At 36.1% G+C, this 25,365-nt stretch carries 25 protein-coding genes; 18 read left to right on the top strand and 7 right to left on the bottom strand.

Going from position 1 to position 25,365, the window contains the following annotated elements; translation table 11 throughout:
* Positions 1-17: 17 nt before the first annotated feature.
* Positions 18-554, top strand: coding sequence for a GNAT family N-acetyltransferase (locus IGK70_RS08590; RefSeq protein WP_104855794.1), 537 nt, complete (start codon positions 18-20; stop codon positions 552-554).
* A gap of 69 nt (positions 555-623) precedes the next feature.
* Complete coding sequence (locus tag IGK70_RS08585) at positions 624-1,064, top strand: hypothetical protein (protein WP_002385841.1); 441 nt, start codon at positions 624-626, stop codon at positions 1,062-1,064.
* A gap of 242 nt (positions 1,065-1,306) precedes the next feature.
* On the opposite strand, the gene IGK70_RS08580 is transcribed toward IGK70_RS08585, so the two are convergent.
* Entirely contained in the window at positions 1,307-1,468 is a 162-nt protein-coding gene (locus tag IGK70_RS08580; RefSeq protein WP_002357133.1) for a hypothetical protein, read from the bottom strand.
* 33 nt (positions 1,469-1,501) lie between these two features.
* A complete protein-coding gene (locus tag IGK70_RS08575; protein WP_002357135.1) occupies positions 1,502-1,858 on the bottom strand; it encodes a hypothetical protein in 357 nt (118 codons plus the stop codon).
* A gap of 179 nt (positions 1,859-2,037) precedes the next feature.
* Here IGK70_RS08575 and IGK70_RS08570 point away from each other — a divergent pair, with 179 nt between their 5' ends.
* The 7 genes from IGK70_RS08570 to IGK70_RS08540 all read left to right on the top strand — a co-directional run bounded on the left by IGK70_RS08570 (position 2,038) and on the right by IGK70_RS08540 (position 10,836).
* Positions 2,038-3,372, top strand: a complete 1,335-nt coding sequence (locus IGK70_RS08570; RefSeq protein ID WP_104855799.1) for an FAD-dependent oxidoreductase — start codon at positions 2,038-2,040, stop codon at positions 3,370-3,372.
* On the top strand, positions 3,362-4,828 hold the full coding sequence (locus tag IGK70_RS08565; protein ID WP_438775217.1) for a helix-turn-helix domain-containing protein: 1,467 nt from the start codon (positions 3,362-3,364) through the stop codon (positions 4,826-4,828). The genes IGK70_RS08570 and IGK70_RS08565 overlap by 11 nt, the downstream gene beginning before the upstream one ends.
* A gap of 276 nt (positions 4,829-5,104) precedes the next feature.
* A complete protein-coding gene (glpK, locus tag IGK70_RS08560; protein WP_002357138.1) occupies positions 5,105-6,610 on the top strand; it encodes a glycerol kinase GlpK in 1,506 nt (501 codons plus the stop codon).
* A gap of 20 nt (positions 6,611-6,630) precedes the next feature.
* Positions 6,631-8,460, top strand: a complete 1,830-nt coding sequence (glpO, locus tag IGK70_RS08555) for a type 1 glycerol-3-phosphate oxidase (protein ID WP_438775216.1) — start codon at positions 6,631-6,633, stop codon at positions 8,458-8,460.
* A 7-nt stretch (positions 8,461-8,467) separates the two neighbouring features.
* Positions 8,468-9,187: an MIP/aquaporin family protein gene (locus IGK70_RS08550; protein ID WP_162783024.1), complete on the top strand. Its 720-nt coding sequence runs from the start codon at positions 8,468-8,470 to the stop codon at positions 9,185-9,187.
* A gap of 283 nt (positions 9,188-9,470) precedes the next feature.
* Positions 9,471-9,998 carry a 5-bromo-4-chloroindolyl phosphate hydrolysis family protein gene (locus tag IGK70_RS08545; RefSeq protein ID WP_002385845.1) on the top strand — a complete coding sequence of 176 codons (528 nt, stop codon included), beginning with the start codon at positions 9,471-9,473 and terminating at the stop codon, positions 9,996-9,998.
* Positions 9,991-10,836, top strand: a complete 846-nt coding sequence (locus tag IGK70_RS08540) for a hypothetical protein (RefSeq protein WP_220421636.1) — start codon at positions 9,991-9,993, stop codon at positions 10,834-10,836. Before IGK70_RS08545 ends, IGK70_RS08540 begins: the two co-directional genes overlap by 8 nt.
* Positions 10,837-11,138: 302 nt before the next feature.
* On the opposite strand, the gene IGK70_RS08535 is transcribed toward IGK70_RS08540, so the two are convergent.
* Positions 11,139-12,647, bottom strand: a complete 1,509-nt coding sequence (locus IGK70_RS08535) for a helix-turn-helix domain-containing protein (protein ID WP_002364143.1) — start codon at positions 12,645-12,647, stop codon at positions 11,139-11,141.
* Positions 12,648-12,765: 118 nt separating this feature from the next.
* A complete protein-coding gene (locus IGK70_RS08530) occupies positions 12,766-14,679 on the bottom strand; it encodes a PfkB family carbohydrate kinase (protein WP_162783023.1) in 1,914 nt (637 codons plus the stop codon).
* 146 nt (positions 14,680-14,825) lie between these two features.
* Here IGK70_RS08530 and rihC point away from each other — a divergent pair, with 146 nt between their 5' ends.
* The 3 genes from rihC to IGK70_RS08515 are packed head-to-tail and all read left to right on the top strand — an operon-like array spanning position 14,826 to position 17,669.
* Entirely contained in the window at positions 14,826-15,779 is a 954-nt protein-coding gene (rihC, locus tag IGK70_RS08525) for a ribonucleoside hydrolase RihC (RefSeq protein WP_002399043.1), read from the top strand.
* Between the two features lie 16 nt (positions 15,780-15,795).
* Positions 15,796-17,169: a C4-dicarboxylate transporter DcuC gene (gene dcuC / locus IGK70_RS08520; protein WP_078127038.1), complete on the top strand. Its 1,374-nt coding sequence runs from the start codon at positions 15,796-15,798 to the stop codon at positions 17,167-17,169.
* Positions 17,170-17,180: 11 nt separating this feature from the next.
* A complete protein-coding gene (locus tag IGK70_RS08515; protein ID WP_078127037.1) occupies positions 17,181-17,669 on the top strand; it encodes a GNAT family N-acetyltransferase in 489 nt (162 codons plus the stop codon).
* 78 nt (positions 17,670-17,747) lie between these two features.
* Here the strand turns inward: IGK70_RS08515 and IGK70_RS08510 are convergent, their stop codons facing one another.
* Complete coding sequence (locus IGK70_RS08510; RefSeq protein WP_002366856.1) at positions 17,748-18,776, bottom strand: lactonase family protein; 1,029 nt, start codon at positions 18,774-18,776, stop codon at positions 17,748-17,750.
* Positions 18,777-18,967: 191 nt separating this feature from the next.
* On the opposite strand from IGK70_RS08510, the gene clpX reads away from it, so the two are divergent.
* Both clpX and yihA read left to right on the top strand, forming a co-directional pair.
* Complete coding sequence (gene clpX / locus IGK70_RS08505) at positions 18,968-20,221, top strand: ATP-dependent Clp protease ATP-binding subunit ClpX (RefSeq protein WP_002357154.1); 1,254 nt, start codon at positions 18,968-18,970, stop codon at positions 20,219-20,221.
* Between the two features lie 97 nt (positions 20,222-20,318).
* The gene (gene yihA, locus IGK70_RS08500; RefSeq protein WP_002357155.1) at positions 20,319-20,900 is read left to right on the top strand and encodes a ribosome biogenesis GTP-binding protein YihA/YsxC; all 582 of its coding nucleotides are present in this window, start codon (positions 20,319-20,321) and stop codon (positions 20,898-20,900) included.
* 16 nt (positions 20,901-20,916) lie between these two features.
* On the opposite strand, the gene IGK70_RS08495 is transcribed toward yihA, so the two are convergent.
* Positions 20,917-21,069: an SPJ_0845 family protein gene (locus tag IGK70_RS08495; protein ID WP_010827527.1), complete on the bottom strand. Its 153-nt coding sequence runs from the start codon at positions 21,067-21,069 to the stop codon at positions 20,917-20,919.
* Between the two features lie 177 nt (positions 21,070-21,246).
* Here IGK70_RS08495 and yidD point away from each other — a divergent pair, with 177 nt between their 5' ends.
* On the top strand, positions 21,247-21,549 hold the full coding sequence (gene yidD / locus IGK70_RS08490) for a membrane protein insertion efficiency factor YidD (protein ID WP_104855803.1): 303 nt from the start codon (positions 21,247-21,249) through the stop codon (positions 21,547-21,549).
* Positions 21,550-21,551: 2 nt separating this feature from the next.
* Complete coding sequence (locus IGK70_RS08485; protein WP_104855804.1) at positions 21,552-22,433, top strand: ROK family protein; 882 nt, start codon at positions 21,552-21,554, stop codon at positions 22,431-22,433.
* Positions 22,434-22,473: 40 nt separating this feature from the next.
* Here IGK70_RS08485 and IGK70_RS08480 read toward each other — a convergent pair whose 3' ends face one another.
* Complete coding sequence (locus IGK70_RS08480) at positions 22,474-23,085, bottom strand: FUSC family protein (RefSeq protein WP_002366855.1); 612 nt, start codon at positions 23,083-23,085, stop codon at positions 22,474-22,476.
* Positions 23,086-23,187: 102 nt separating this feature from the next.
* On the opposite strand from IGK70_RS08480, the gene IGK70_RS08475 reads away from it, so the two are divergent.
* On the top strand, positions 23,188-24,147 hold the full coding sequence (locus tag IGK70_RS08475; RefSeq protein ID WP_002360063.1) for an aromatic acid exporter family protein: 960 nt from the start codon (positions 23,188-23,190) through the stop codon (positions 24,145-24,147).
* A 117-nt stretch (positions 24,148-24,264) separates the two neighbouring features.
* The gene (locus tag IGK70_RS08470; RefSeq protein WP_002360064.1) at positions 24,265-25,218 is read left to right on the top strand and encodes a hypothetical protein; all 954 of its coding nucleotides are present in this window, start codon (positions 24,265-24,267) and stop codon (positions 25,216-25,218) included.
* Positions 25,219-25,365 lie beyond the last annotated feature (147 nt).

The following is a 25,365-nucleotide window of genomic DNA, read 5'->3' as shown; positions in this document are numbered from 1 at the left end:
GTAAGGAGTGAAAGGGCTTGAAACGGAAAATTATTTTCGAAACACAACGACTTATTGTCAGAGAATGGCAGTTGGAAGATGAAGTGGAATTGAAAAAATTTTTGCAAGATGAAAATGTGATGTATGCCTATGAACACGCTTTTTCTGATGAAGAGGTTGCAAACTGGCTAAAGTGGAACTTACAGTCCTATCAAGAATACGGCTACGGCTTATGGGCGTTAGAGAAGAAACGAACAGGCGAAGTTATCGGCGAGTGTGGTCTCACCAATCAATTAGTAAAAGGTAAGAGCTATCCAGAAATTGGTTATCATTTATGTGGGAAAGAATGGCACAAAGGGTATGCGATTGAAGCTGCCGCAGCGACAAAACAGTACGCATTCGATGTATTAAATTTTCCAGAAGTTATTTCAACGATTCGTGATACGAACTTAGCCTCTATGAATGTCGCTATTCGAAACCAGATGCTTGTTAGGGATCGATACATTAAAACATACCGTGGCAAAACGATGCCTCACTATGTTTTCTCTGTTAAAAATCAAAAGAATAAAGACTGAAAAAGTGCCACTTGTCAGATGGAATAGAAAAAGTGTAAAATGGAGTGAAAGAGAAAAGGGAAAAGAGGGATGGTTATGAGACCAAATTTAGGATTTTACGTTCAAACAATTAATGATATCGTTAAAACAACAGAAGATATTGGCGAAGTCATGAATCCATATTACGAAGAAGTTCGTCAAGCGATCGATAAGAATAAAGTGAATGATTTAACAGCCGAACGAATTGCAGAAATTCAAGCAAAATTTAAAGAAGGTACTGAAAAATATGAATTAATGCTCAAAAAAGTCGGAACATTAAAACCAACACCACAAGTACTTGGCATTCACAAAAAATTTCAACATGCTTATACAGAATATGTAGCAGGATGCAATGAAATGATTTTAGCAACAGATCCAGAAACAGGCATTGATGCAGATTTATTTAATGCTTCAGAGGAAAAGCAGGATCAAGCAACGGATGAATTAACCTTTGCCATTACGCGAATGAGCAACATTCTTTTGAAAAAATAAAAAACTAATAAAAATAACTAACGAATTTAATATTTTTTTCATGTCTTTTTTATGGACAAAAGAGAAAGTGTATTGTATTATTAATTCATACCAACAACAACCTTTTTATTTTTCATTTTACTCTTATTGAGTAAATACTCCTTTTCCATCGGCAAAACTGCCGGTGGTTTTTTTTGTTATTTTTTTTATTTAATAATAAAACAACCTTTGATTTTATTAAAATCAAAGGTTGTTTTAGCTTGTTAATTTTCAACATTTCGCACATAATCATCAAAGTATTGAATTAACTCTTTCTTGATTTGTTGATAATCTGCTTCAGAATAGTTCTTTTCTTCTAACGTACCATTAAAAAATGGCAAATTTAGTTCTTCTTTTAAACGTTCAATCACTTCTTCTTGCTTCATAAGGACCCCTTCTCAACGAATTGTTCTCTTCTATTATAGAACATTGTAGTCATCCGTCAATTGTTCAAAGGCAATTTTCATTTCCTCTAGACGTTCATTCAATTGATTGGTTTCATCTTCTTCATTGAAAAAATGTTGTTTTAATTCAAAATAAAAATTTTCGAAGGCTTGGAAAAAAGGCTCAGACTTGTTGTTTTCAAGAGCAGGAACACTTGTGTAGAGAACACGAGCGCTATGATAGTAAGTGAAAACCTCGTTAATATTTAATAAAATACGCGCTTCCTCTGGGCGTGGTCGACTTGTAACTAAGTCATGTAAAGATAAACTTTTTGTATGGGTTTCAGATAAATAAAATAAAAATAGTTCCAATTGCTCTTTTGTTGCAGACATGAAAACTCCTCCTCAAACAGTAGTAACATTTATTATAAATGAAAATGAAAGTGCTTGAAAAGCAATGCGCTCAGCAAAAATAATTATTTTAAGGGAAAACTATAGTTGTTGCTTTAGCATTCTTTTTAATCATGATAAACTGAGAGAAGTATAATAGGTCCTGACAGAGGAGGAAACAAATGAAAATTGTGATTATTGGTGCATCATTCGCAGGTATTTCCGCAGCAATTGCTTCAAGGAAAAAATATCCCCAAGCAGAAATTTCTTTAATTGACAAGCAAGCAACAGTGGGGTATTTATCTGGTGGCTTAAGTGCGTATTTTAATCATACCATCAATGAATTACACGAAGCACGTTACATAACGGAAGAGGAATTACGTCGTCAAAAGATTCAGTTGCTTTTAAATAGAGAAGTCGTGGCAATGGATGTTGAGAACCAATTGATTGCTTGGGCACAAAAGGAAGAGCAACAGTGGTATTCTTATGATAAATTGATTTTAGCGACAGGCGCGAGCCAGTTTTCCACGCAAATTCGTGGTAGTCAAACAGAAAAATTACTCAAATATAAATTTTTATCAGGTGCTTTAGCGGCTGTTCCATTACTGGAAAAGAGCCAGACAGTAGCCGTCATTGGTGCAGGACCCATTGGAATGGAAGCTATTGATTTTCTTGTGAAAATGAAGAAAACGGTCCATGTCTTTGAAAGCTTGGAAAATCTATTGCCTAAATATTTTGATAAAGAAATGGTCGCAGAAGTTCAAAAATCTTTGGAAAAACAAGCAGTAATTTTCCATTTTGAAGAAACGGTCCTAGGAATTGAAGAAAAAGCAAATGGTATTGTTCTTGAAACAAGCGAGCAGGAAATTTCTTGTGACAGTGGGATTTTTGCTTTAAACTTACATCCTCAATTAGCCTATTTGGATAAAAAAATTCAACGGAATCTGGATCAGACAATCGCGGTGGATTCTTATTTACAAACTTCAGTGCCGAATGTTTTTGCCATCGGAGATTGCATTTCAGTTATGAATGAACCAGTCGAGGAAACTTTTTATGCTCCGTTAGTGAACAATGCGGTACGAACTGGCTTAGTAGTCGCCAACAATTTAGAAGAAAAAACACACCGATTCATTGGCTCTTTGCGAACAATGGGAACAAAAGTGGGGGACTATTACCTTGCTAGTACAGGTCTAACCGAAACGGAAGGTTTATTTTTTCCGCAAACACTTGCTTCCATAATTGTTAGACAGCCAGCGCCGCCTCTACAACACGGGACAGAAATTTTAGGCAAATTAATCTATGATAAAGTGACGCAACGGGTCCTTGGGGCACAGCTTTGTTCAAAAAACAATTGTTTAGAAAAAATAAATACGTTAGCATTAAGTATCCAAACAGGTCAGACACTGACAGACCTATTACAAAAAGATTATTTTTATCAACCTTCCTTAACCAATATTTATGATATTACAAATTTGATGGGTGCTTCGGCTTATTGGAGAGAGAACGATGAAAGTTGAGACGTTATTGGAAAAGAAAGCGATGCGACAATTATTAACGGTGCAACAAACCATCTTAGCAGGCGGCACCTGCTCAGTCTCTGATTTAACAGCATTTTTAGCGGTCACAAAAGCCTCCTTTGAAAAAGACTTAGAGGATTTACATTATTTTTTGAAACCTTTTGGACAGGACTGTCAGCTTACTTATGATGGCCAGCAGCTATCAATCACCTTATCGGATTTTTTTTCGTTGAATCATTTAATTGAAGCATTTGTAAAAGAGTCTCTTAAATTTCAACTTTTAGATTATTTATATCGTAATAAAGAGTTTTCTATTGTTCAATTAACGACTAAATTTATGATTAGTGAGTCTTCTTTATTTCGAAAGATTAAGGAACTCAATCAATTGTTAGCCGCCTTTGATTTGCAAATAAAAAATGGACAACTACAGGGAGAAGAATTGCAGATTCGTTACTTTTACTTTCAGTTGTATTGGTATATTACTCCCTATGAAATACACCAGAAAAAAACGATGTCGCCGTTAAATAAACGGATAATTGAAGGGATTGAGACTGGCTTAGGTTTTACTTTTAATGAACATAATGCGTTAAAAGTTAGCCTTTGGTTGAGTATTACGAAAAAGCGCCTAGCGGTCACTTCAAAAAAATATCAACAATTGAGAAAGAAAATGATTGATTTTAAAGAAGATCCGTTATTTAAGCAAGTTCGACAATTGTTTTTCCGTTTTTCTAGTCGCTATTCATTAGAATTAGACGAAGGAGAAAGCATGATTCATTTTGTTTTTCTAATCACAATGTCGGTCTTACCAGAATCAGCTTTTGATGAATATTCCTTAATTCGGGGACGTCGTTCCGCTGTTTCTTTAGCTGATACGTTTATCTTGGAAAATGTGGTCTTGTATTATCGGCCCCATAAATTTGAACCTACTCTTGAGAAAACCATGGCTTACTATTTTTCACAAATTCATGGAAAACTGTATTTTTTTAAAGGAGAATTGGAAGTTTTTGATCGGGCCCATATCTGGGAAAAAGAACAGCAATTATCTAGTCGGGAATTAGCTTCTTTTTCAACAACGTTATTAGAAAAAGCTTTAGCTTGTTTTGATGAAACGTATCAACCAGGAGATAGTTTGCATGAACTTTCTCTGGTCAAATATTTAAGCGTGTTGGCATTAATTGAATTTAAAATGATTGGTGAAATAAAAATTGGAATTCATTTAGCAATGGATGCTCTTTATCAAGTGGCGTTAACACAAGTATTAATGCTTAGTCTTAAAAATATGAATGGCACGCTGGTGGAGAGGTATCAGCCTGAACAAACATATGATTTAATTGTGACCAATTATCAGCAAACGAGCTATCAAGGAACACCGGAAGTCTATGTTTTGTCAGAATTAAGTTCGACCTATGATGTGCAACAATTAAAAAAGAAAATACGCACCTTGCGGGAGAAATAAACAAAAGGTTGGTGTGACGGAAATTGTCTGATCCTCGCACCAGCCTTTTTACAATTAAAAGTCGAAAATTAGGCTTTTTTAAACAAAAATGTTTCTTTTTATTGAAAAATTAGAGATAATAAAAGTATTATTGAAAGCGTTGTCTTTGTTGGTTTTAGTAGAAATCCTTTCAATTTTTTTAAAATAAAAAAAGTTTTTGACATGTTTAGTTATTCTTTTATTTGTAAGATAGGGACATAAAGAAAACGATTTCAAAAACGTTTAGGAGGAATTATCATGGCAGAAGAAAAATACATTATGGCGATTGATCAAGGAACGACTAGTTCTCGTGCAATTATTTTTGATAAAAAAGGAAACAAAATTGGTAGTTCACAAAAGGAATTTACTCAATATTTTCCTAATGCAGGCTGGGTGGAACATAATGCCAATGAAATTTGGAATTCTGTTCAATCCGTTATTGCAGGTTCTTTAATTGAGTCAGGAGTGAAACCTACAGATATTGCCGGAATTGGGATTACAAACCAACGGGAAACAACCGTTGTTTGGGACAAAGCAACTGGGTTACCCATTTATAACGCAATTGTTTGGCAATCACGCCAAACGACACCTATTGCTGATCAACTAAAAGAAGATGGCTACAGCGAAATGATTCATGAAAAAACTGGGTTAATCATTGATGCTTATTTCTCAGCAACGAAGGTTCGTTGGATCTTAGATCACGTAGAAGGTGCGCAAGAACGTGCAGAAAATGGAGAATTGATGTTTGGGACAATTGACACTTGGCTCGTTTGGAAATTAACGGGAGATACTCATGTCACTGATTATTCAAATGCAAGTCGGACGATGTTGTTTAATATCCATGATTTAGATTGGGATCAAGAAATTTTGGATCTTTTAAATATCCCACGAGTGATGTTACCGAAAGTCGTTTCGAACTCTGAAGTGTATGGACTAACAAAAAATTACCATTTTTACGGAAGTGAAGTTCCTATCGCTGGTATGGCTGGTGACCAACAAGCCGCTTTATTTGGTCAAATGGCCTTTGAACCTGGGATGGTTAAAAATACCTATGGAACAGGCTCATTTATTGTCATGAACACTGGCGAAGAACCTCAACTTTCTAAAAATAATCTGCTTACCACTATTGGCTATGGTATTAACGGCAAAGTATATTATGCCTTGGAAGGAAGTATCTTCGTGGCTGGTTCAGCGATTCAATGGTTACGAGATGGCTTAAAAATGTTGCAAACGGCTGCTGAATCTGAAGCAGTAGCCAAAGCGTCAACAGGGCACAATGAAGTTTATGTGGTTCCGGCATTCACTGGTTTGGGCGCACCATATTGGGATTCACAAGCGCGTGGGGCTGTCTTTGGATTAACACGCGGTACCACGAGAGAAGATTTTGTCAAAGCGACACTTCAAGCAGTTGCGTATCAAGTTCGTGACATTATTGACACGATGAAAGAAGATACAGGCATAGATATTCCTGTCTTAAAAGTAGACGGTGGAGCAGCAAACAATGATTTCTTGATGCAATTCCAAGCAGATATTTTAAACACTGCTGTTCAAAGAGCCCATAACTTAGAAACAACGGCCTTAGGCGCAGCTTTCTTGGCGGGCTTAGCGGTTGGCTTCTGGAAAGACTTAGAAGAAATCAAAGCATTCCAAGAAGAAGGACAACAATTTGAACCAATTATGGCGGAAGAAGAACGAGAAGATTTATATGAAGGTTGGCAACAAGCAGTAGCAGCTACCCAACAATTCAAACGTAAAAATAAGTAAATGGAAAAGGGGAATTTTCTATGACTTTCTCAATAGAAACACGCCGACAATCAATCGACGCTTTAAAAACACAACACTTAGATGTCTTAATTATTGGTGGTGGCATTACTGGCGCAGGCGTTGCCCTGCAAGCCAGTGCCGCTAAAATGAAGACAGGGTTAATTGAAATGCAGGATTTCGCAGAGGGCACCTCTTCACGATCAACCAAATTAGTTCATGGTGGTATCCGCTATTTGAAAACGTTTGACGTGGAGGTGGTGTCAGATACAGTGAAAGAACGAGCCGTCGTTCAATCCATTGCGCCACACATCCCTAAAGCGGATCCCATGTTATTGCCGATTTATGATGAGCCAAATGCAACATTTAATCTATTTTCTGTCAAAATAGCAATGGATTTATATGATCAGTTAGCTGATGTAACAGGTACCAAGTACGCCAACTATCTGTTAACAAAAGAAGAGGTTTTGGCACGTGAGCCACAACTAAAAAGTGAAGGTCTACAAGGTGGCGGTGTTTATTTAGATTACCGAAATAATGATGCTCGTTTAGTTATTGAAAATATTAAACAAGCAGTAGCTGACGGGGCACATGCTGTGAGTCGGGTTCAAGCGGTGGGCTTTTTATACAATGATGAAGGTAAAATTACTGGCATTCAAGCAAAGGACCTACTAACTGACGAAAAGTTTGAGATTCACGCAGATGTTGTGATTAATACTACTGGTCCTTGGTCAGATAAATTAAGAGGCTTAAACAAAAATGATTCATTTACACCACAAATGCGTCCAACCAAAGGGGTTCATTTAGTTGTCGACAAAAGCCGTTTAAATGTTCCTCAACCAACGTATTTTGATACAGGTAAACAAGATGGCCGCATGGTCTTTGTTGTTCCAAGAGAAGAAAAAACATATTTTGGGACGACGGATACAGATTACCATGGAGACTTTCAACATCCAACAGTAGAACAAAGTGATGTGGATTACCTATTGGAAGTAGTAAATAATCGTTATCCAGAGGTGCAATTAACAATTGATGATATCGAAGCCAGCTGGGCTGGCTTACGACCTTTAATTTCTGCTAACGGTGGCTCAGATTATAACGGCGGAAACAATGGCAAACTTTCAGATAAAAGTATTGATGAAGTCATTGATGTCGTTGACAGATACCAAAAAAATCAAACAGATAAACGAGAAATTGAAGAAGTCCTAAACCATCTAGAAGACAGTTTGGTGGAAAATAAAGTCAATCCTTCAGCTGTCTCTCGAGGCAGCTCATTGGAAAGATCAGCGTATGGCTTGCTCACTTTGGCTGGTGGGAAATTAACAGATTATCGTAAAATGGCAGAAGGTGCGATGAAAATGATTCAAACCATCTTAGCAGAAGAATACCAGAAAGAATTCACCTTAATTGATTCTAAAAACTATCCAGTTTCAGGCGGGAAATTGAACCCTGCAACGGTAGACGAAGAATTAGAAGCGTTGGCAAAACATGGCGTGTCTAAAGGGTTAAGTGAAAAGGATGCACTATACTTAGCTCATTTATATGGCTCCAACGTACCAACTGTTTTTGAAATGATTGATGATGCCAAAGTAATTCCTGGTTTAACCTTAACAGAAACTGTCTCTTTAAACTATGCGATGGAAGAAGAAATGGCTTTAACACCCGTCGACTTTTTATTGCGACGGACCAACCACTTATTATTTATGCGTGATCGTTTGGACCAAGTGAAAGCGGGAGTCATTGAAGAAATGGCACAGCATTATCAGTGGACAGCGGAAGAAAGAGCACGACACATTGAAACATTAGAAAAAGTAATTGAAGAATCAGATTTAAAAAATTTGAAAGTAGGGTGAAGAAAAAATGGGAACTTCGATGATGACACAATTATTCGGTGAATTTTTCGGAACGGTGATTTTAGTTTTACTAGGGGATGGCGTCTGTGCCGCAGTTAACTTGAAGAAAAGTAAAGCCTTTGCTTCTGGTTGGGTCGTTATTGCTTTAGGTTGGGGCGCTGCTGTTACATTAGCTGTTTACATGTCTGGGTATATGAGTCCAGCGCATTTAAATCCTGCTGTAACAGTTGCGATGGCAATTACTGGAAACTTTGAATGGGGCATGGTTTTACCTTATATCGTAGCTCAAGTCCTAGGCGGTTTTATTGGTGGTTTAGTTGTCTGGTTAGCTTATTTACCCCATTGGAACATTACAGAAGACAAAGGTGCTATTTTAGGAACCTTCGCCACTGGTCCAGCTGTCCGTAACTATCCAGCCAATGTTTTAACAGAAATTATCGGCACATTTGTCTTGGTTTTTGGCTTACTAGCCTTTTCTCAAAACGACTTAGCGGCTGGCATTAACCCAATGCTTGTTGGGATTTTGGTCTTAGGACTAGGTCTATCATTAGGCGGACCTACAGGTTATGCAATTAACCCTGCACGTGATTTAGGACCTCGTTTAGCGCACCAAATTATTCCTGTGAAAACAAAAGGTGATTCTGATTGGGCTTATTCTTGGGTGCCAATTGTGGGACCTATCTTAGGTGCTTCATTAGCTGCAGTAATTTATTTATTCACTATTTAATAAAATGAAATGTAAATAGTTGTTTTAGACAATAAAAAACGCTTGTGAGAAGTAATCAATTCTTGCAAGTGTTTTTTGCTACATATTAAACAAAAAAAGATTTCCTTAGACATTTAGACAATTTGTCTAAATGCGGAACAGAACAATTTTCCTATATGATACAATAAAAGTGCACAAGTAATTGGGGGAGTAACATTTCATACTTATTTGTCAATTTTAAGCTGGACAATGTGTTCAGTAATATATACTAATTTAAAAAGGAGTACATGATTTGAATGGGATAATGGTTTTGTTAGTGGGGACTGGGTACATTGGTTGGGTTATTTATAGAAATGGTCGTACGTATTTCCGTTATAAAAAAAATCTAAAAAAATATCAAACGACGCACCATCTAACGGACAGTGACCTAGAGATGTACCAAAGAATTATGGACGAATTAAAAAAACAAATTATTTATTTAAACGAACTAACGAATAAGTCACGAAATTTAAAAAAAATTGAACAAGTAGAACTGGGTGTTGCTTCCGCTAAGGGCATCTTTAAACACTTAGTGAAGTATCCTGAAGCAATTACTCATTTTAGTGATTTTTTATATCATAAGGTACCAGAGATTTTACGAGCATCAGAACGGTTTTTAAGCATTAAAGAAGATAAATTGTCAACAGAAGAAATAACACTTGCAACCAATGGTATCTTAAGTACCATACGAGTGTTATCGGAAAGTATCACAGATGATTATGAAAGATTAGTCTCCGAAGCATCTGAGGAAATTGCCTTATCAAAAAAATTAGTGGAGAGAAAAAATGGCTAAACAAAAGAATTTTTATGATACATATGATGCGCTTTTTCAAAAGCCAAAATGGTCGTTTTTTCCTGTCACAAGAACAGACACAGTAAAGCAACTTGCTAACCCAAATAAAAAAGTGGTAAAACCACAGACGAAAAAAAAGAAAAAACAAAAAAAGAACAAAAAAATTATTTGGATAGGCATTGCTGTAGCAATTGGCTTTATAGTATATATTGATCTTGCGGAGAAAGATGATTATTGGGATTACTCCGCTTCATCAGAAGATGTTTATCCTTTAAAAGAAGCTGGACTTACCACAACTGGACCTGTTGATTTAGAAAAACCACTAAAAGTCACAATAGAAGAAAATAAACTTTTATTTAATCAAGGCTATCAAATAGAAATTATCGGCGATGCCGATATTGAAACCAGTGGCGGAAAGAACTTTTTAATTTTACCTTCTACAGAGGAGTATCCAGATACAAAATATCTAGTCAATATCAGTTTTTATGAAAAAAGAGACTATTATACATCGGCAGGTATGTACCTTTCTGGCAATCTTGTCAACAGTCTTTCTGATTATTTGGATACAAGTAAAGAGTTTATCAAAGCATACCCAATTGATAAAATTGCTGATGTACAAACCGGCTATATTTTAAAACGGAATCAAGGATATACAGACATCTCAAAATATTATCTCTTTAAAGATGGAACAGGATTTGAATTAGAAGTCTCTGTTGACCAATTGGAAAAGGTCAAAGATCCCAAAGACTATTCTTCTTTTGTAAAAACATACGCAAAAGAAGTCGCTTTTATAGAAAAAAGTTTTAAATTTGAGTCTACTGATGAGGAATCTCGATAGAGAAAATAGTTTTCAGCTTCAAGTAGCGCCTAGCAATACCTTTGTTGAAAAAATGTAAGAGCCTGAGACAAAAAACACTTTGGATTTTTGTCTCAGGCTTAAAAACTGATCGGCAGTGGAAGCGTAGCACTTTAAGGACTGAAGTACGCTACTAGATTGTCTTTGAAGGTAACATAGAAAAGAACAGCAATATACAAGCGACCTACAAACTATTTTCTGTCAGACTAAAACTGGCAGAAGTGGTTTGTAGGTCGCTTGTTTTCATTATGGCTGGTGAGACAGGTTGGCGCTTGATGTTTGTTTTAATATTGCAAATCAAAAATGGCGATACTTATTTTACTGAAAATTAGTTCCCAATCTTCTCGGGTTAATTCTTCTTCTAAAATGTAAATTCGGTCTATTTCTTTTGGTAAATCAAATAAGGGATAGTCAGTAATCACAATATCACAACTAGAAAAATCGGTTCGTTCAAAAATAATATCCTCACTAAATGCTTGCTTGATTTTCATCATAATAAAGCTAGCAATGTAAAAATCGCGAGAATATGCAACACCAATTTTAATTTTTTTGCGGGGACTATAGTGCTTATAAATTCGTAACAACAATTCACATGTCCAAATTGGGTTCTCCTGATCCTTAAATCTTAACTGATAAGGGGAATGCGCTGAAAAGTTTCGATAAAAAGCATAAATTTTTTTCTGTAAATCTTTTTGATAAGTACTATTTTTATTGACTAAAAAATCTAGAATTGCGGTATTTGGTTGCTGCGAAATAAATAATTGGTTATAGATAATATTTTTAAATAAAATAAGTAAGAAGTAATGACGATCAAATTCACGCATTTTTGGAATTTGAAAAACTTCGCAAAAATTGGTTAATAAAGAATCAACGTAGAAATATTCTGGGCAAGAAATTTCATTTAGAGCAACCAGTAAATCTTTGGCTCGTTTTGCTGAATCAAAATTATCAATGGCAATGGGTGCAATGATATCTACAACCCGCTGTTGATCTTCTGAAAAATTTGATTGGGAACAAAAAATAGTTTGTTTTGAGTCTGAGAAAAGCCTTAAATAAGGATGTTCTTCAAATTCTTTTTGGAGATCATCTTCACAAGTATATGGAAAGCGATATTTTGCGATGTGTAAAAGTAAATTTAATTTTAGTAGAGAAGCGTGTTCCAAGCGTTCAAGAATTTCTGGTTTAATATGTTGCGTCAGTATATCTTCAAAATAAGTAGAGGTATAACGTGGTAAGGCTAAGGTATTTAAAAAGATGGTCCAGTAGACATCAAGAAAAGCATATAGGACTTGAAATTCAGAACCTGTAATCACTTTACTCGCCGAGGGGGAAAAATGGACGGAAATTCCATACAAACCAAATAGTTTATTAATGTTATTTAACCGTTTGTAAATGTAAGATGAGCTAAAATTAGTTTCTTGACTCACTTTCCAGACAGAATTGTTTTCTTTTTTGATAATTGCTTGAAAAAGAATGAAGTCAGTAGAATGGACACAGTAATAATTAAATAATAAAAAATAGTGGGAAAGAAAATCATTGGAAGTCGTATGTAATGAAATTTTTCCGTGATGGATCTGAATCTCTAAGGTATTTTCAGGAAGGGTTGCTAAGTCTTCTTGAATTTCACGAAGATAAATTGATAAATTTTTAGTAGAAAGATCGAATTTTCGGGCAACACTAGATAAATCAAGGTTCGTTTGTTTTGCTAAGTATAAAAAGACAGCCAATTTTTTTTGTGTTTTCTTTGAAAGTAAAAATGTTTTTATGGCATCTTGTGTTTTGATGAGACTCACTCCTTAGTAATAACTTCTCTTTTATTATAATAGTTCGCCTAATAAATTGTAATAAAAAAGAACAATTCTCATTGGTTTATGAGAAAATAACAAGATATTCAGCAGGAAAACACCTGTGTCAGTCGACACAGGTGTTACGATGAGCAAAAAGAGCGGGTTCTTTTTTTATCAAATAATTTTCCAAAGTGACGTGATCAACTAAAGAATCAATCACCCCTTCTTTAGAAACTGAAAATCCTGCAGCCTGAATTGCTATTTGAATGGCTGCTTCAGTCGGATAACCTTTCGAAAGATAGGAGGCGAGCGCGCTGATAAAGCTGTCACTGGCACCAGTACTATCCACAGCTATATTTTCTGTTGCAGGGAAATAGTGGCACACTTGGGGTGTTTTTAATAACACGCCTTTTTTTCCTAAAGTAACAATGACATTTTTTACGCCCATTTCTAAGAAGTACGCCGCTTTCTCTTCTAATGTACCAGTATCTGGTTGAAGTTCCAATAATTCATCTTCATTGGGAATGAAAAAATCAACCTTTTCTAGTATATTCACTGGAATATGATGAATAGCAGCTGGTTTTAAAATAATCGGTACGCCTGAATGTTGGGCAATTTCACAAGCTTTCTCTACAGCAGACAAAGGAATTTCTGTTTGAATGAGACAAAAACTGGCATCCATAAATAGGTGTTTTTGCTGTGCGATTTTTTTAGGTGTAAGCGCTATGTTTGCACCAGGTAAGATTGAAATCATGGAGTCGCCGCTTGTCTCAACATAAATATAAGCTTGACCAGTCTCAGTATCTTGAATACGTGTGATACCATCTGTCGTAACGTGGTATTTTTCTAATTCTTTATATAAGTAATTCGCATCTGTGTCTGAGCCTAAACAACCAATTAAGGTGGCTTGATGGCCCAGTTTGGTTAAGCCAACAGCTTGATTTAATCCTTTTCCGCCGGGGAATTTAGCATAGCTAGACAAAAAATTTGTTTTGCCGTTATGTGGTAAATTTGTTGAATACAGATAATTATCAACGTTTAAACTACCTACTACAATCATTTTGCTATGTGGATTAACACTAGACATGCCTAATGTATTTTTGTGATCTAGCACCAATTTTTCAGCGTCATTAATCAAGGCTGTTTTTTCTTTGCGTTTGTTAAGCAATAATAAGGCTAACTGGCTGCCAAACGTCTCTGTATCTAATAAGACGGAAGAAATATGATCAGGTAAAAATGAACGATCAATTTTTCGCTTAATTGCGAGTAAAGAGTAATTATCGGGGGTTCGCAAACCGCTCTGCTTTAAAAGCTGTTCCAAAAAAACAGCCTGGGTATAGTCATCAGTAAGGATACCCGTAATCCCATCTGTGATAAGCTGATTACTGAAATCAGCAGGGATAGTAGTTAAAATATTTTCTTTACTAAAGGGTAAATTGACATCAAACAAGGCTTTTTTATAGCCTGCAATAATTGCTTCTTTATATTTTGGGTTAGTGACGAAATAACTAATTTTTTTATGGTTATTCTGTAATAATTCTTGGGTTAAAACATAACTAGCTTCTTCATAAAGCCCCGCTAGAGAAGGTAATTCGTTAGTTGAGTGATTGACGAAATAGTAAGGAATCGTTAATTCTTCTATAAATTTCGCGTATTGTTTACTGTTTTCATTGATTGGGTCCCAAATAATGCCACTGGCTTGTTTTAAAGTTGGCGAGGTAATATTTTTCAGTTCTTGTTCTAAACTACCGTGACTATTTAAAATCAAGCAGTTATAGCCATTTTCTTGAGCTTTATCAATAAAGCTCGTAACCCAAGCCTCAAAAGTTTCATGGCTATTTAATAATAACACGAAGGTTTTTGTAGTACTATTTGTGACGAGATTTGCTGAGTAAGGTGTGTAGTTGTAATCTCGAACGATTTTTAAGACACGCTCACGGGTTTCTTTACTAATGGTTTGATCTTTATTATTTATAATTTTGGATACAGTTGAAGCGGAAACGCCAGCTAATTTTGCAATATCTTTAATATTCATCATTTTCGTCCTTTCACTGAACTCTTTTTTATAGTAAGCATTCTAAAAGCAGAAAGTCAAGAAAAAGCCTAATTATTTATTATTTAGAAATTCTGCTTGACTTTTAATGAAAGCGCTGTTAATCTCAAATTAAGAAAACGTTTCCGGAAATGTTTTTCCTAAATGTGAATGGAGGAAGAAAAATGGATACAAAGAAAAGACCGATCATTATTGATACGGACCCAGGAATTGATGATGCTGTAGCTTTAGCGATTGCACTGAATCATCCTAACCTAGAAGTTCGCTTAATAACGACGGTTGCAGGGAATGTAGATGTAGAAAAAACAACAAATAATGCCTTGAAACTTGTCGATTTTTTTGGGAAAAATGTTCCTGTAGCCAAGGGGTGTAATTGTCCGTTACTTATTCAATTGGAAGATTCTGCTGAGATTCATGGGGAGACTGGCATGGATGGCTTTGAGTTTCCGCAACCTATCTCTACGTGTTTAGATATTCATGCAGTGGAAGCTATGCGAAAAGAAATTCTGTCTAGTGATGTTCCTTTGACCATTGTTCCAATTGCTGCATTAACGAATATTGCTTTGTTACTGACCCTCTATCCAGAAGTCAAAGAAAATATTGCAGAAATCGTCATGATGGGTGGTTCATTAGCAAGGGGAAATACAAATACAAGTGCCGAATTTAATACGTATGTCGATCCACACGCTGCACAAATTGTTTTCCAATCAGGTGTCCCGCTAACAATGGTAGGATTAGATGTTACAAGTCAAGCTGTGTTAACGAATCATGAAGTAACAGCCATCAGAGCGCTTGGTAGAGTTGGGGAAATGTTTTATGGTCTTTTCCGTCATTATAGAGGCGGCAGTCTAACTACAGGTTTGAAAATGCATGATGTCTGTGCGATTGCCTATTTAACTTCACCAGAATTATTTGAGACAACTGAAACGTTCATTGAAGTTGCTTTGGAAGGTCCAGCTGCGGGAGCTACTGTTGCGGATTTAAAAATGAAGTATCATAAAAACACGAATGCCGTTGCCTGTATAGATGTAAATGTTGAAGCTTTTCAAAAATGGGTTGTCGAAAAAATGAAAGCGGTTAATTAACTGAAGGAGGATAAGTATGATTGAAAGTTTATTGGTATTGGTCGTTTTAGTTGTGGTAGCCTATTTGATTGTAAAAAATTATCATCCCGCACTCAGCTTAATTATTGGTGCGCTTGTTCTACTTGCATGTGCATGGATATTAGGACATCCCATTTATCCTGCAGGAGAAGGAACCGGTTTTGGATTATTTGATATTTTCTTGAAGTTTAAAGATACAATTATTGCACAAGTGAGTTCAGCAGGAATTGTAATTATGATTCTTTTTGGTTATTCAGGCTATATGAATGCAATCGGGGCCAATCAGATGGCTGTCAACTTTTTGGTGAAACCATTAATGAAGATTAAACGTAAATCGTTATTTGTCCCTGTGGTCTTTTTAATTGGAAATTTAATGTCACTAGTAGTTCCTAGTGCATCAAGCTTAGCGATTATTTTAATGTCTATATTATATCCGATGCTAGCCAGCATGGGGATTTCATCATTAACTGCTGCAGGTGTGATTGCAATGACGGCAACTATCATGCCAACACCTTTAGGCGCGGATAACGTAATCGCCGCAAATACCCTTGGTTATGATGTGTTAAATTATGTTGTATGGAATGCCAAAATTTCGCTGCCATCGTTATTAATCATTGCGGTTGCACAGTACTTCTGGCAAAAATACTGCGATAAAAAAGAAGGCGAGGCTGCCTATGTCTCATTAAATGAAGAAGGCTTAAGCAAACAAAAAGAATTTGATGTTCCTAAATTTTATGCAATATTGCCAATATTACCGTTATTATTAATTGTTGGAGTGGGAATCGCAGGAATGTTTGTCAAAGGAATAACGATGGATATTTTTGTTCTTACATTTATTTCTTTCTTCATTGCGGTATTGGTTGAGACGCTTCGCTTGAAATCTTTTAAAAAAGTTCAAGATACAGCTGTCGAGATGTTTAAAGGAATGGGGCAAGGGTTTAGTCAAGTTGTGATGCTTGTCGTAGGCGGTTCATTATTCACGTCTGCGATTCAAACGTTAGGAATTATTGATAGTATTATGGCATCTGTCGAAGCATCAAGTTCAGCAGGAATTGTCACGACCTTAATTTTCAGCGGTGCAACGACCCTTTTTGGAATTTTAAGCGGTGGTGGACTGGCAATGTTTTATGCGGTTATCGAACTAATCCCTGGAATTGCCGAAAAAGCTGGGATTGATGGCATCTTAATTTCCTTGCCAATGCAGATGATCGCGAATTTAACTAGAACGATTTCTCCTGTAGCAGCAGTTGTCATGATTGTCGCATCAACAGTAGGAGTTAGTCCCATCAGAATTTTAAAACGGACGAGTGTACCGACCATCATTGGCATTATTAGTGTGATTGTCTTGTCGATTCTATTGTTACCTTATTAAGAGAATAAACAATGAAAATTAGAGTGGCTGATGAGAAAGAGTTACCGATGATTCTTCAATTTTTAACAGAAGTAAAGGCATACATGGACGTTGTGGGCATTACGCAGTGGACAAAGGACTACCCTTTTCAAGAAGATATCCAAGAAGACATTACAAAAAAACGGTTGTATTTGCTAGTGCACGAAGAAATGATTTTTTCAATGGCAACGTTCTGTATGGAGCAGGAACAAGACTTTGTTTGGTTAAAGCGCTTTGCAACTTCGCCTAATTATATTGCCAAGGGTTATGGCAGTTTGTTGTTCCATGAATTGGAGAAACGAGCAGTCTGGGAAGGAAGACGTAAAATGTATGCTCAGACTAATCATACAAACCATAGAATGATTCGATTTTTCGAAAGTAAAGGGTTCACAAAAATTCATGAATCTTTACAAATGAATCGCTTAGATTTTGGCTCTTTTTATTTATACGTTAAAGAATTGGAGAACCAATCCATCGTTTAAAATAAGAAAACAGGAGTCAGATGCAAAAATTATTTAGCATCTGACTCCTGTTATTTTCCAAGGAAATAGTCAACTTAATTATACAAATAAAACACAAACACATTCGGGAACAGCAACATCTTTTTGAATCATTTCTAATAAGCCTGTTTCTTGGTTCCGACGATAAAGTGTTAAGTTATCAGAGTCTTGATTAGCGACAACAACGAAATCTTCAGACGGATCTAAATCAAAATCTCTCGGAATATCGCCTTCTGTTGAAATTAATTGAATTCGTTCAATCGCTTCGCCATTTTCTGAAACAGCATAGACAGCAATTGAGTTATGGCCACGGTTTGAAGCATAAAGGAAACGGCCATCAGAAGAAATACGAATTGCAGCACCACCATTAAACGCATCATAATCAGCAGGCAAAGTAGAAACTTTTTGTAATTCAGTAAAAGAACCATCTGTTTCATCATATGAAAGAACTGAAACAGTGCTATCTAACTCACCAAATAAATAAGCCAATGATTTTGTTGGGTGGAACACTAAATGACGTGGACCAGTCCCTGGCTCAGTCACGAATTGAGCGATTTCAGAAAGCTTTCCATCTAAGCTAACATTATACGTATACACGCGATCGGTTCCTAGATCACAGACGACTAAGCGTTGATCAGGCGTCAAATCTGTGTAATGAACATGGGCATTGTTTTGATTTTCATGAGGACCAGTTGGCTCTGTATGAATCACTTTGTCAGCATCTTCCAAAGAACCATCTTCTAAGATACGATACACGTGAACGATACCTTGGTGATAATTTGCTGCATAGACAAGTTGTCGGTTTTCGTCAACAGCTACATAACATGGCGGCGCACCTTCCTCAGTTACTTTATTCAATAAGTTGAAATGGTCCATTTCTGGTTGATAAGCGGCAGTGCCACCTTCACCGTCAACACTAGTGACGCTAAAAAGTTCGCCCTTTTGACTCAGAGCAAGATAGGTAGGACTCGTTTCTTCTAACAAAAGTGTCGCTTCTGTTAAACGACCTTGTGTCGTATCTAATGCAATTTTATAAATGCCTTGGCTGGCTCTTCGAGTATAGGTACCTAGTAAAATTTGTTCTAACATCACAATTCCTCCAATTTGTTTCAACACAATCACTTTTTATGAAAGTGCTTTTATATAATGTAGTATACCATAAGAAGTCTAAGAACAATAAAACTTTCTATCTGAGATGTTCGCATTTTAAAGTGGTTTGTGCTATTATGATGAGAGACTGTGATGACAGTCATTTTTTGATTTTTAGAGGGGTGACGAACATGTACGACAATACGGATAATAACGGGACCGTTCGTTGTTCATTTTGTGGGAAAACACAAGAAGAAGTAAAAAAAATTGTTGCTGGTCCGGGTGTCTATATTTGTAATGAATGTATTGATCTATGTAAAGAGATTATTGATGAAGAATTTTATGATGAAGCAGTCCGAGAATTAACGGATGTGCCAAAACCCCAAGAAATTTTAAATGTTTTAAATGAATATGTTATTGGACAAGAACGTGCAAAACGCACACTTTCTGTTGCTGTTTACAATCACTATAAACGTGTGAATCAATCAGAAACAGCTGCAACTCAAGATGACGTTGAATTGCAAAAAAGTAACATTTGTTTAATTGGACCAACAGGTTCAGGTAAAACTTTCTTGGCTCAAACGTTAGCAAAAACATTAAATGTACCTTTTGCAATCGCTGATGCGACCAGTTTAACAGAAGCAGGTTATGTAGGGGAAGATGTTGAAAACATCCTTTTAAAATTACTACAATCTGCTGACTATAATGTTGAACGTGCGGAAAAGGGCATTATCTATATTGATGAGATTGATAAAATTGCCCGTAAGAGTGAAAATGTTTCGATTACTCGAGATGTTTCAGGTGAGGGTGTTCAACAAGCCTTACTAAAAATTCTTGAAGGAACAGTTGCAAGTGTACCACCACAAGGGGGCCGCAAACATCCACATCAAGAATTTATCCAAATTGACACAACGAATGTTCTCTTCATCGTTGGTGGAGCATTTGATGGAATTGAAACCATTGTTAAAAATCGCTTAGGCGAAAAAACTATTGGTTTTGGTAAAACCAATTCTGCTTTAAATGAAGAAGAAAGCATCATGCAACATATTATTCCAGAAGATTTATTGAAATTTGGTTTAATTCCAGAATTTATTGGACGCTTACCTGTAATGGCTGCGCTTGATAAATTAACGAATGATGATTTGGTTCGAATTTTAACAGAACCGAAGAATGCCTTGGTGAAACAATATCAAAAATTATTATCTCTTGATGACACTAAATTAGAATTTGAACCAGAAGCATTAAAAGCCATCGCAGCCAAAGCCATTGAACGTAATACTGGCGCACGCGGACTTCGTTCAATCATTGAAGAAATTATGATGGACGTAATGTTTGATGTTCCTTCAGATGAAAGTATTGAAAAAGTTATCATTACTAAAATGGCAGCTGAAGGTACCGGTAAACCAACAATTATTTATAACAAAAAAGATAAAGAAGCTGTATAAGATTGAAGCTGAAAACAGCTCTTTCGGCGGATCTCCGAAAGAGCTGTTTTTGTTAAGCTTTTGAATGAAAGACTGAATAGAAGAACGGAGGAAAACAATGAACGTACATAATGCAGAAATCGTGATTAGTGCGGTATCCCCTAAACAATATCCTGAATCTCAATTACCGGAGATTGCTTTAGCTGGACGTTCGAACGTTGGGAAATCATCTTTTATTAATACCTTGATTAATCGTAAAAATTTAGCAAGAACTTCAGGAAAACCTGGTAAAACGCAAACGCTAAACTTTTATTTAATTGAGGACGCCTTACACTTTGTGGATGTTCCTGGCTATGGTTATGCCAAAGTTTCTAAAACAGAACGTGCGAAGTGGGGAAAAATGATTGAAACGTATATCACGCAACGTGAGCAATTACGTGCAGTCGTTTCTTTAATTGATTTACGTCATCCGCCGACCCAAGATGATATCCAAATGTATGAATTTTTGAAATACTATGATTTGCCAGTTATTATTGTGGCAACTAAGGCAGACAAAATTCCGCGGGGCAAATGGAACAAACATGAGAGTGTCATCAAAAAAGCCTTGAATTTTGATAAACAAGATGACTTTATTATTTTCTCTTCTGAAACAAAAGAAGGAAAAGAAGCAGCTTGGACAGCAATTGAAAAGTTTCTATAGAAAAAAACAAGCAAAATTACTCTTTTGCTTGTTTTTTTGCTTCTTCTTTTTTTGTTTCTTGTCGTTGTTTTGCCAGTTCTTCAAGAGGTACTTCTTTCTTTAATGGATCAACGGCGAAAGAATCGAAGAGTTTATCTAAGTCATTGGAACGTTCAAATTTTAATCCCATTTACTAAGCCTCCATTCCTTTTTTTATAGTGTAGCACGTTTTTTTTCATTTGGATAGCAACAGAAATGTAAGAATTCGTAATAGGTGCACCTGGTGTGATTTCTCGTAACTAGGACTTGCCAAACATGAAAAAACAAGCTATTCTTTAGTAAGAATTAGTTAGAAAGAAGGCACTTTATGAAAAATCCGTTAATCGGCGGTGTTCGTTTTTATCAACGATTTATTTCTCCAGGATTGCCTGCACGTTGTCGCTATTACCCAACGTGTTCACAATATATGATTGATGCAATTCATACACATGGAAGTGTCAAAGGAACAACGATGGGAGTAGCACGGATTTTACGATGTCATCCTTTTGTTAAAGGCGGCATTGACTATGTTCCATTGAAATTTCGCTTGACGAAAAATCCTGATGAGACCTATCATGGACCGTATACGTATCTAAGAAATAAGAAAACAGAAGTAGAAAAGGATGGATAAATATGGCAATTTTAGCATTTGATCTTGGCGGTTCTTCCGTGAAATACGGCGTTTGGACAGGCAAAGAATTAACAAATCAAGGGAGCTTTCCAACACCTGGCTCTTGGGAAGAAATGAAAGCGCATTTATATTCGGTTTATGCAGACAAAAGAAATGAGCCGATTAGTGGTGTTGCTTTTAGTTCACCTGGAGTAGTTGACGAAAAAAGTCAACAGATTTTAGGGATTTCCGCCATTCCATATATTCATCATTTTAACATTTATGAAGAATTAGAAGCGTTGTTTGGGTTACCAGTGACTATCGAAAATGATGCGAATTGTGCTGGTTTAGCTGAGATATATGAAGGCGCGGCGAAAGGGAAAAAAGAAGTGCTTTTTGTCGTTATTGGGACAGGAATTGGCGGAGCGATTTTTCGCAATGGCGAATTGTACAAAGGTGCTCATTTATATGGAGGCGAGTTTGGACTGAACTTTTTAAGTAATGGCCAAACATTCAGTGAAATTGGCACAGCTGTCAAAATGGCTCAGCGTTATTGTGAACGAATTGGAGTCGAAAAACAGGCGGTGACAGGAGAAGAAGTTTTTGAACTGGCACAACGAGGGGATGAGGTTGCTCGCGAAGAAGTCAATAATTTTTATGATTATTTAACACAAGGATTATTCGGATTACAGTTTTCTTATGATCCTGAAATGATTGTACTTGGAGGCGGTGTTTCTGCTAAAGAAGGCTTATTAGCAGAGATTAATCGCCGGATGCTAACGCATTTACAGACCTTTGAATTAAAAGATTTTGTTCCAGAAATCGTGACCTGCCATTATCAAAATGATGCCAACTTGATTGGCGCAGCCGCCAACTTTCAAGCAAAAAAGAATTGGGAACTATAAAGAAACAGCCGATTGTTATTCTCTTCAATCGGCTGTTTCTTTATTTATTTGCCTTGTCGTCAGTGTTTTCTTCTGCAGCAATCCGCGCTTGAACTTGTTGGCGTAAAGCTTCTAGTTCTTTTTCCTTCTTTTCTAATTCAGCTAAATCTTCAGAAATTTCATGGGCTTCTTCTGCTGGCTTAGGTTGTAAAAAGACGTTTAAACCAATCGCTATAAAGGTCCCAATGAATGTATCCAACACACGTTCCATTGCATATTGAAAGGAATCGCTTTGCGGAATACTTAAAGAAATCATTAAAAGTGTCGCAGTTGCAGAAATGATTCCAGCATTGTTATTAATCCCATCAGAAACAACGATGACGATAATGACTAAAAGTGGTAGTAGCATTAATTCTACTAAGTTTTGATTAGGAAAATAATCTTGTGCTAATACATAAAGCAAAGCTAAAAAGCCACCCAATGTGTTTCCAATAATGCGCGATTTTCCAAAAGACAAACTGGTATTTAAATCTTGTCTTAGCGAAAAAACAGCTGCTAAACAGGCAATCATAGGTGAGCCACGATGGAAAAATTGAAATAAAAGAATACACAGCATGACAGCAATTGCTGTTTTTAACGTTCGCATGCCTAAACGAAATCGACCCACTATCATAAATATTCGCTCCTAAATAACTTTTCTCTTTAATGATAACCGAAATAGAGGTAAAATTACTAGAGAAAAGTGAAGAATTATTATTTTTTAAGGGGAGTATGCATGAAAATTGGTTTACGAACAGTCAAGACAGCCATTAGCGCTGCATTAGCAATGATTATTGCGGAAAAACTGGGATTACTTTATGCCCCTTCGGCAGGGATTATTTCGGTTTTAAGTGTTACTAGCACGAAAAAAACATCTGTCATGACAGGGATTTATCGTTTGTTATCCTTAGCTTTAGCAACTATTTTAGCGTATATTTGTTTTACTTTTTTAGGTTTTACAGCGATTGCTTTTGGTATTTTTTTGTTATTATTTATTCCAGCAGCTGTGTATTTTCAATTATCTGATGGGATTGTTGTGAGTTCCGTTTTGGTAACTCATTATTTAGTCGAAAAAAATCTTTCTTGGGCGATTATTGGAAATGAGTTTTTATTAATGAGTATTGGTGTGGGACTAGCGTTATTAGCTAATTCTTATATGCCTGATACAGAAAAACGTTTAAGAGAAGACCAAGAAGTCATTGAAACAATGTTTCGTAAAATTTTAAGGGAAATGGCGCTACATTTAAACAACGCTGCAGGAGAGCGAAATTTGGTCATGCATTGTGCAGATTTAAAAACCTTTATTCGCACAGGCGAGACGTGGGCCAAAAATCATGCCGAGAATCAATTGCTGTCTACCAATACGTACTATTTAGAGTACTTTGCGATGAGAAAAATGCAAAGCAATATTCTAAAAAACATGTTGGAATTATTAGAAGATATTACTGTTGATGCGCAACAAGTTCGCTATATTCAACAATTGTTGGAATATACGGCAGAAACATTTGCAGAGAATAATGATGGACAAGAAATTATGAATCGAATTAAGACCGTTTATGAAACCTATCGCACAAAACCATTGCCGCAAACAAGAAGTGAATTTGAAAATCGGGCGCGACTCTTTCAGTTTTTACAATTGTTTCAGTCATTCATTCAAGTCAAAGCGGACTTTGCCAAATTACAACTAGATAAATAAACAAAAAAGAAACCTTTTTAAACGGAGGTTTCTTTTTTTGTTCTCTTAAAAATTCAGGCAAGTTCTTTAGTATTCATTGAGAATGTGTTAAACTAATGAGAAAGAAAAATAAAAGGAATGACCGCAATGGATAATGCTCAAGTGAAGAGAAAACATTTCCGTTTTCCAGCATATGATGATGAACAGGGCGTAAAATTACCAACAGATAATGAACGTAACTTATTTCAAGATGATCTGATTGGTAAAGCAATGTCTGGTAGCAGAAGAACTGCAACATCTGCCGAAGATACCAGACAAAGCACACCATCCGTCCAACAACCAACAACGAATCAATCAACTACAAATAAACAAACACAACAATTAACAGCAGCACAACAAGAGCAATTAGCACGTCATCGTTCTAATTTGCCAGACTACACAAAACATGCTAGTAAAGCAACGAAAAATAAACAAGCAACGAAAAAAAATAATAGCCTTTTTGGGACACCAAAAGGAAATGGCTGGACACAAACGTATAAAAAAAAAGAAGTCGTAGCGAAACCAAGTAGACCTGCCGCATCACCATTAGTGCAAAAAACGACACCTTCTTATTTTGTTCCTAAATATATCCCGGCTTCTGTGATTCCTGAGGAACAGGAACCTAGTTTTACTGAAGAAGAGTTGCTAAAAGCAATGAAAAAAGATCGGCGTTCATATGTCATTCTTGATGATGAACCAACGGCTTTTCAAGTGAAAGATACGGAAGAAGATCCAACGGTGCGGAAATTTAATATTCCAACCTCAGAACCTGAGATTCCTTTAACTAGACGACAATATCAACAAATCAAACCAGACTTAGAACGTTTTGGCGAAGATGCGTTGGATTTACGTTCGCGTTCCCGTTTGAATGCCGCAAAGAAAAATGCTAAAAGTCAAACGGCTTATGGGAAAAAATTAGCTAAAGCGAATGCTCAAGTGGAGCCGGAAGCACCTGTGACAGAAGAGAAGAAAAAGGGCATCTTGGATAAACCATTAAGTGGGATGCTAGAAGATTCAAGTTCTGTATTAGAAAACAGTAAATATTTTAGTTAAGAGATGAAACTTGCATGTGGAATTGAAACATGTAAGTTTTTTATTCTGTTTTAATAGTTGATTATTTTTTTGTTTTATACGATAATGAATCTCGTATGATTGAAATTTTTTTAAAAAAGGTATGTTTTATATAGTGACAGAGAAGAG

The organism is Enterococcus sp. DIV0358, assembly GCF_051713465.1.
Lineage (GTDB): Bacteria > Bacillota > Bacilli > Lactobacillales > Enterococcaceae > Enterococcus > Enterococcus faecalis.
The sequence above is the reverse complement of the archived record's forward strand: the minus strand, read 5'-3'. Positions and strand labels throughout refer to the sequence as shown.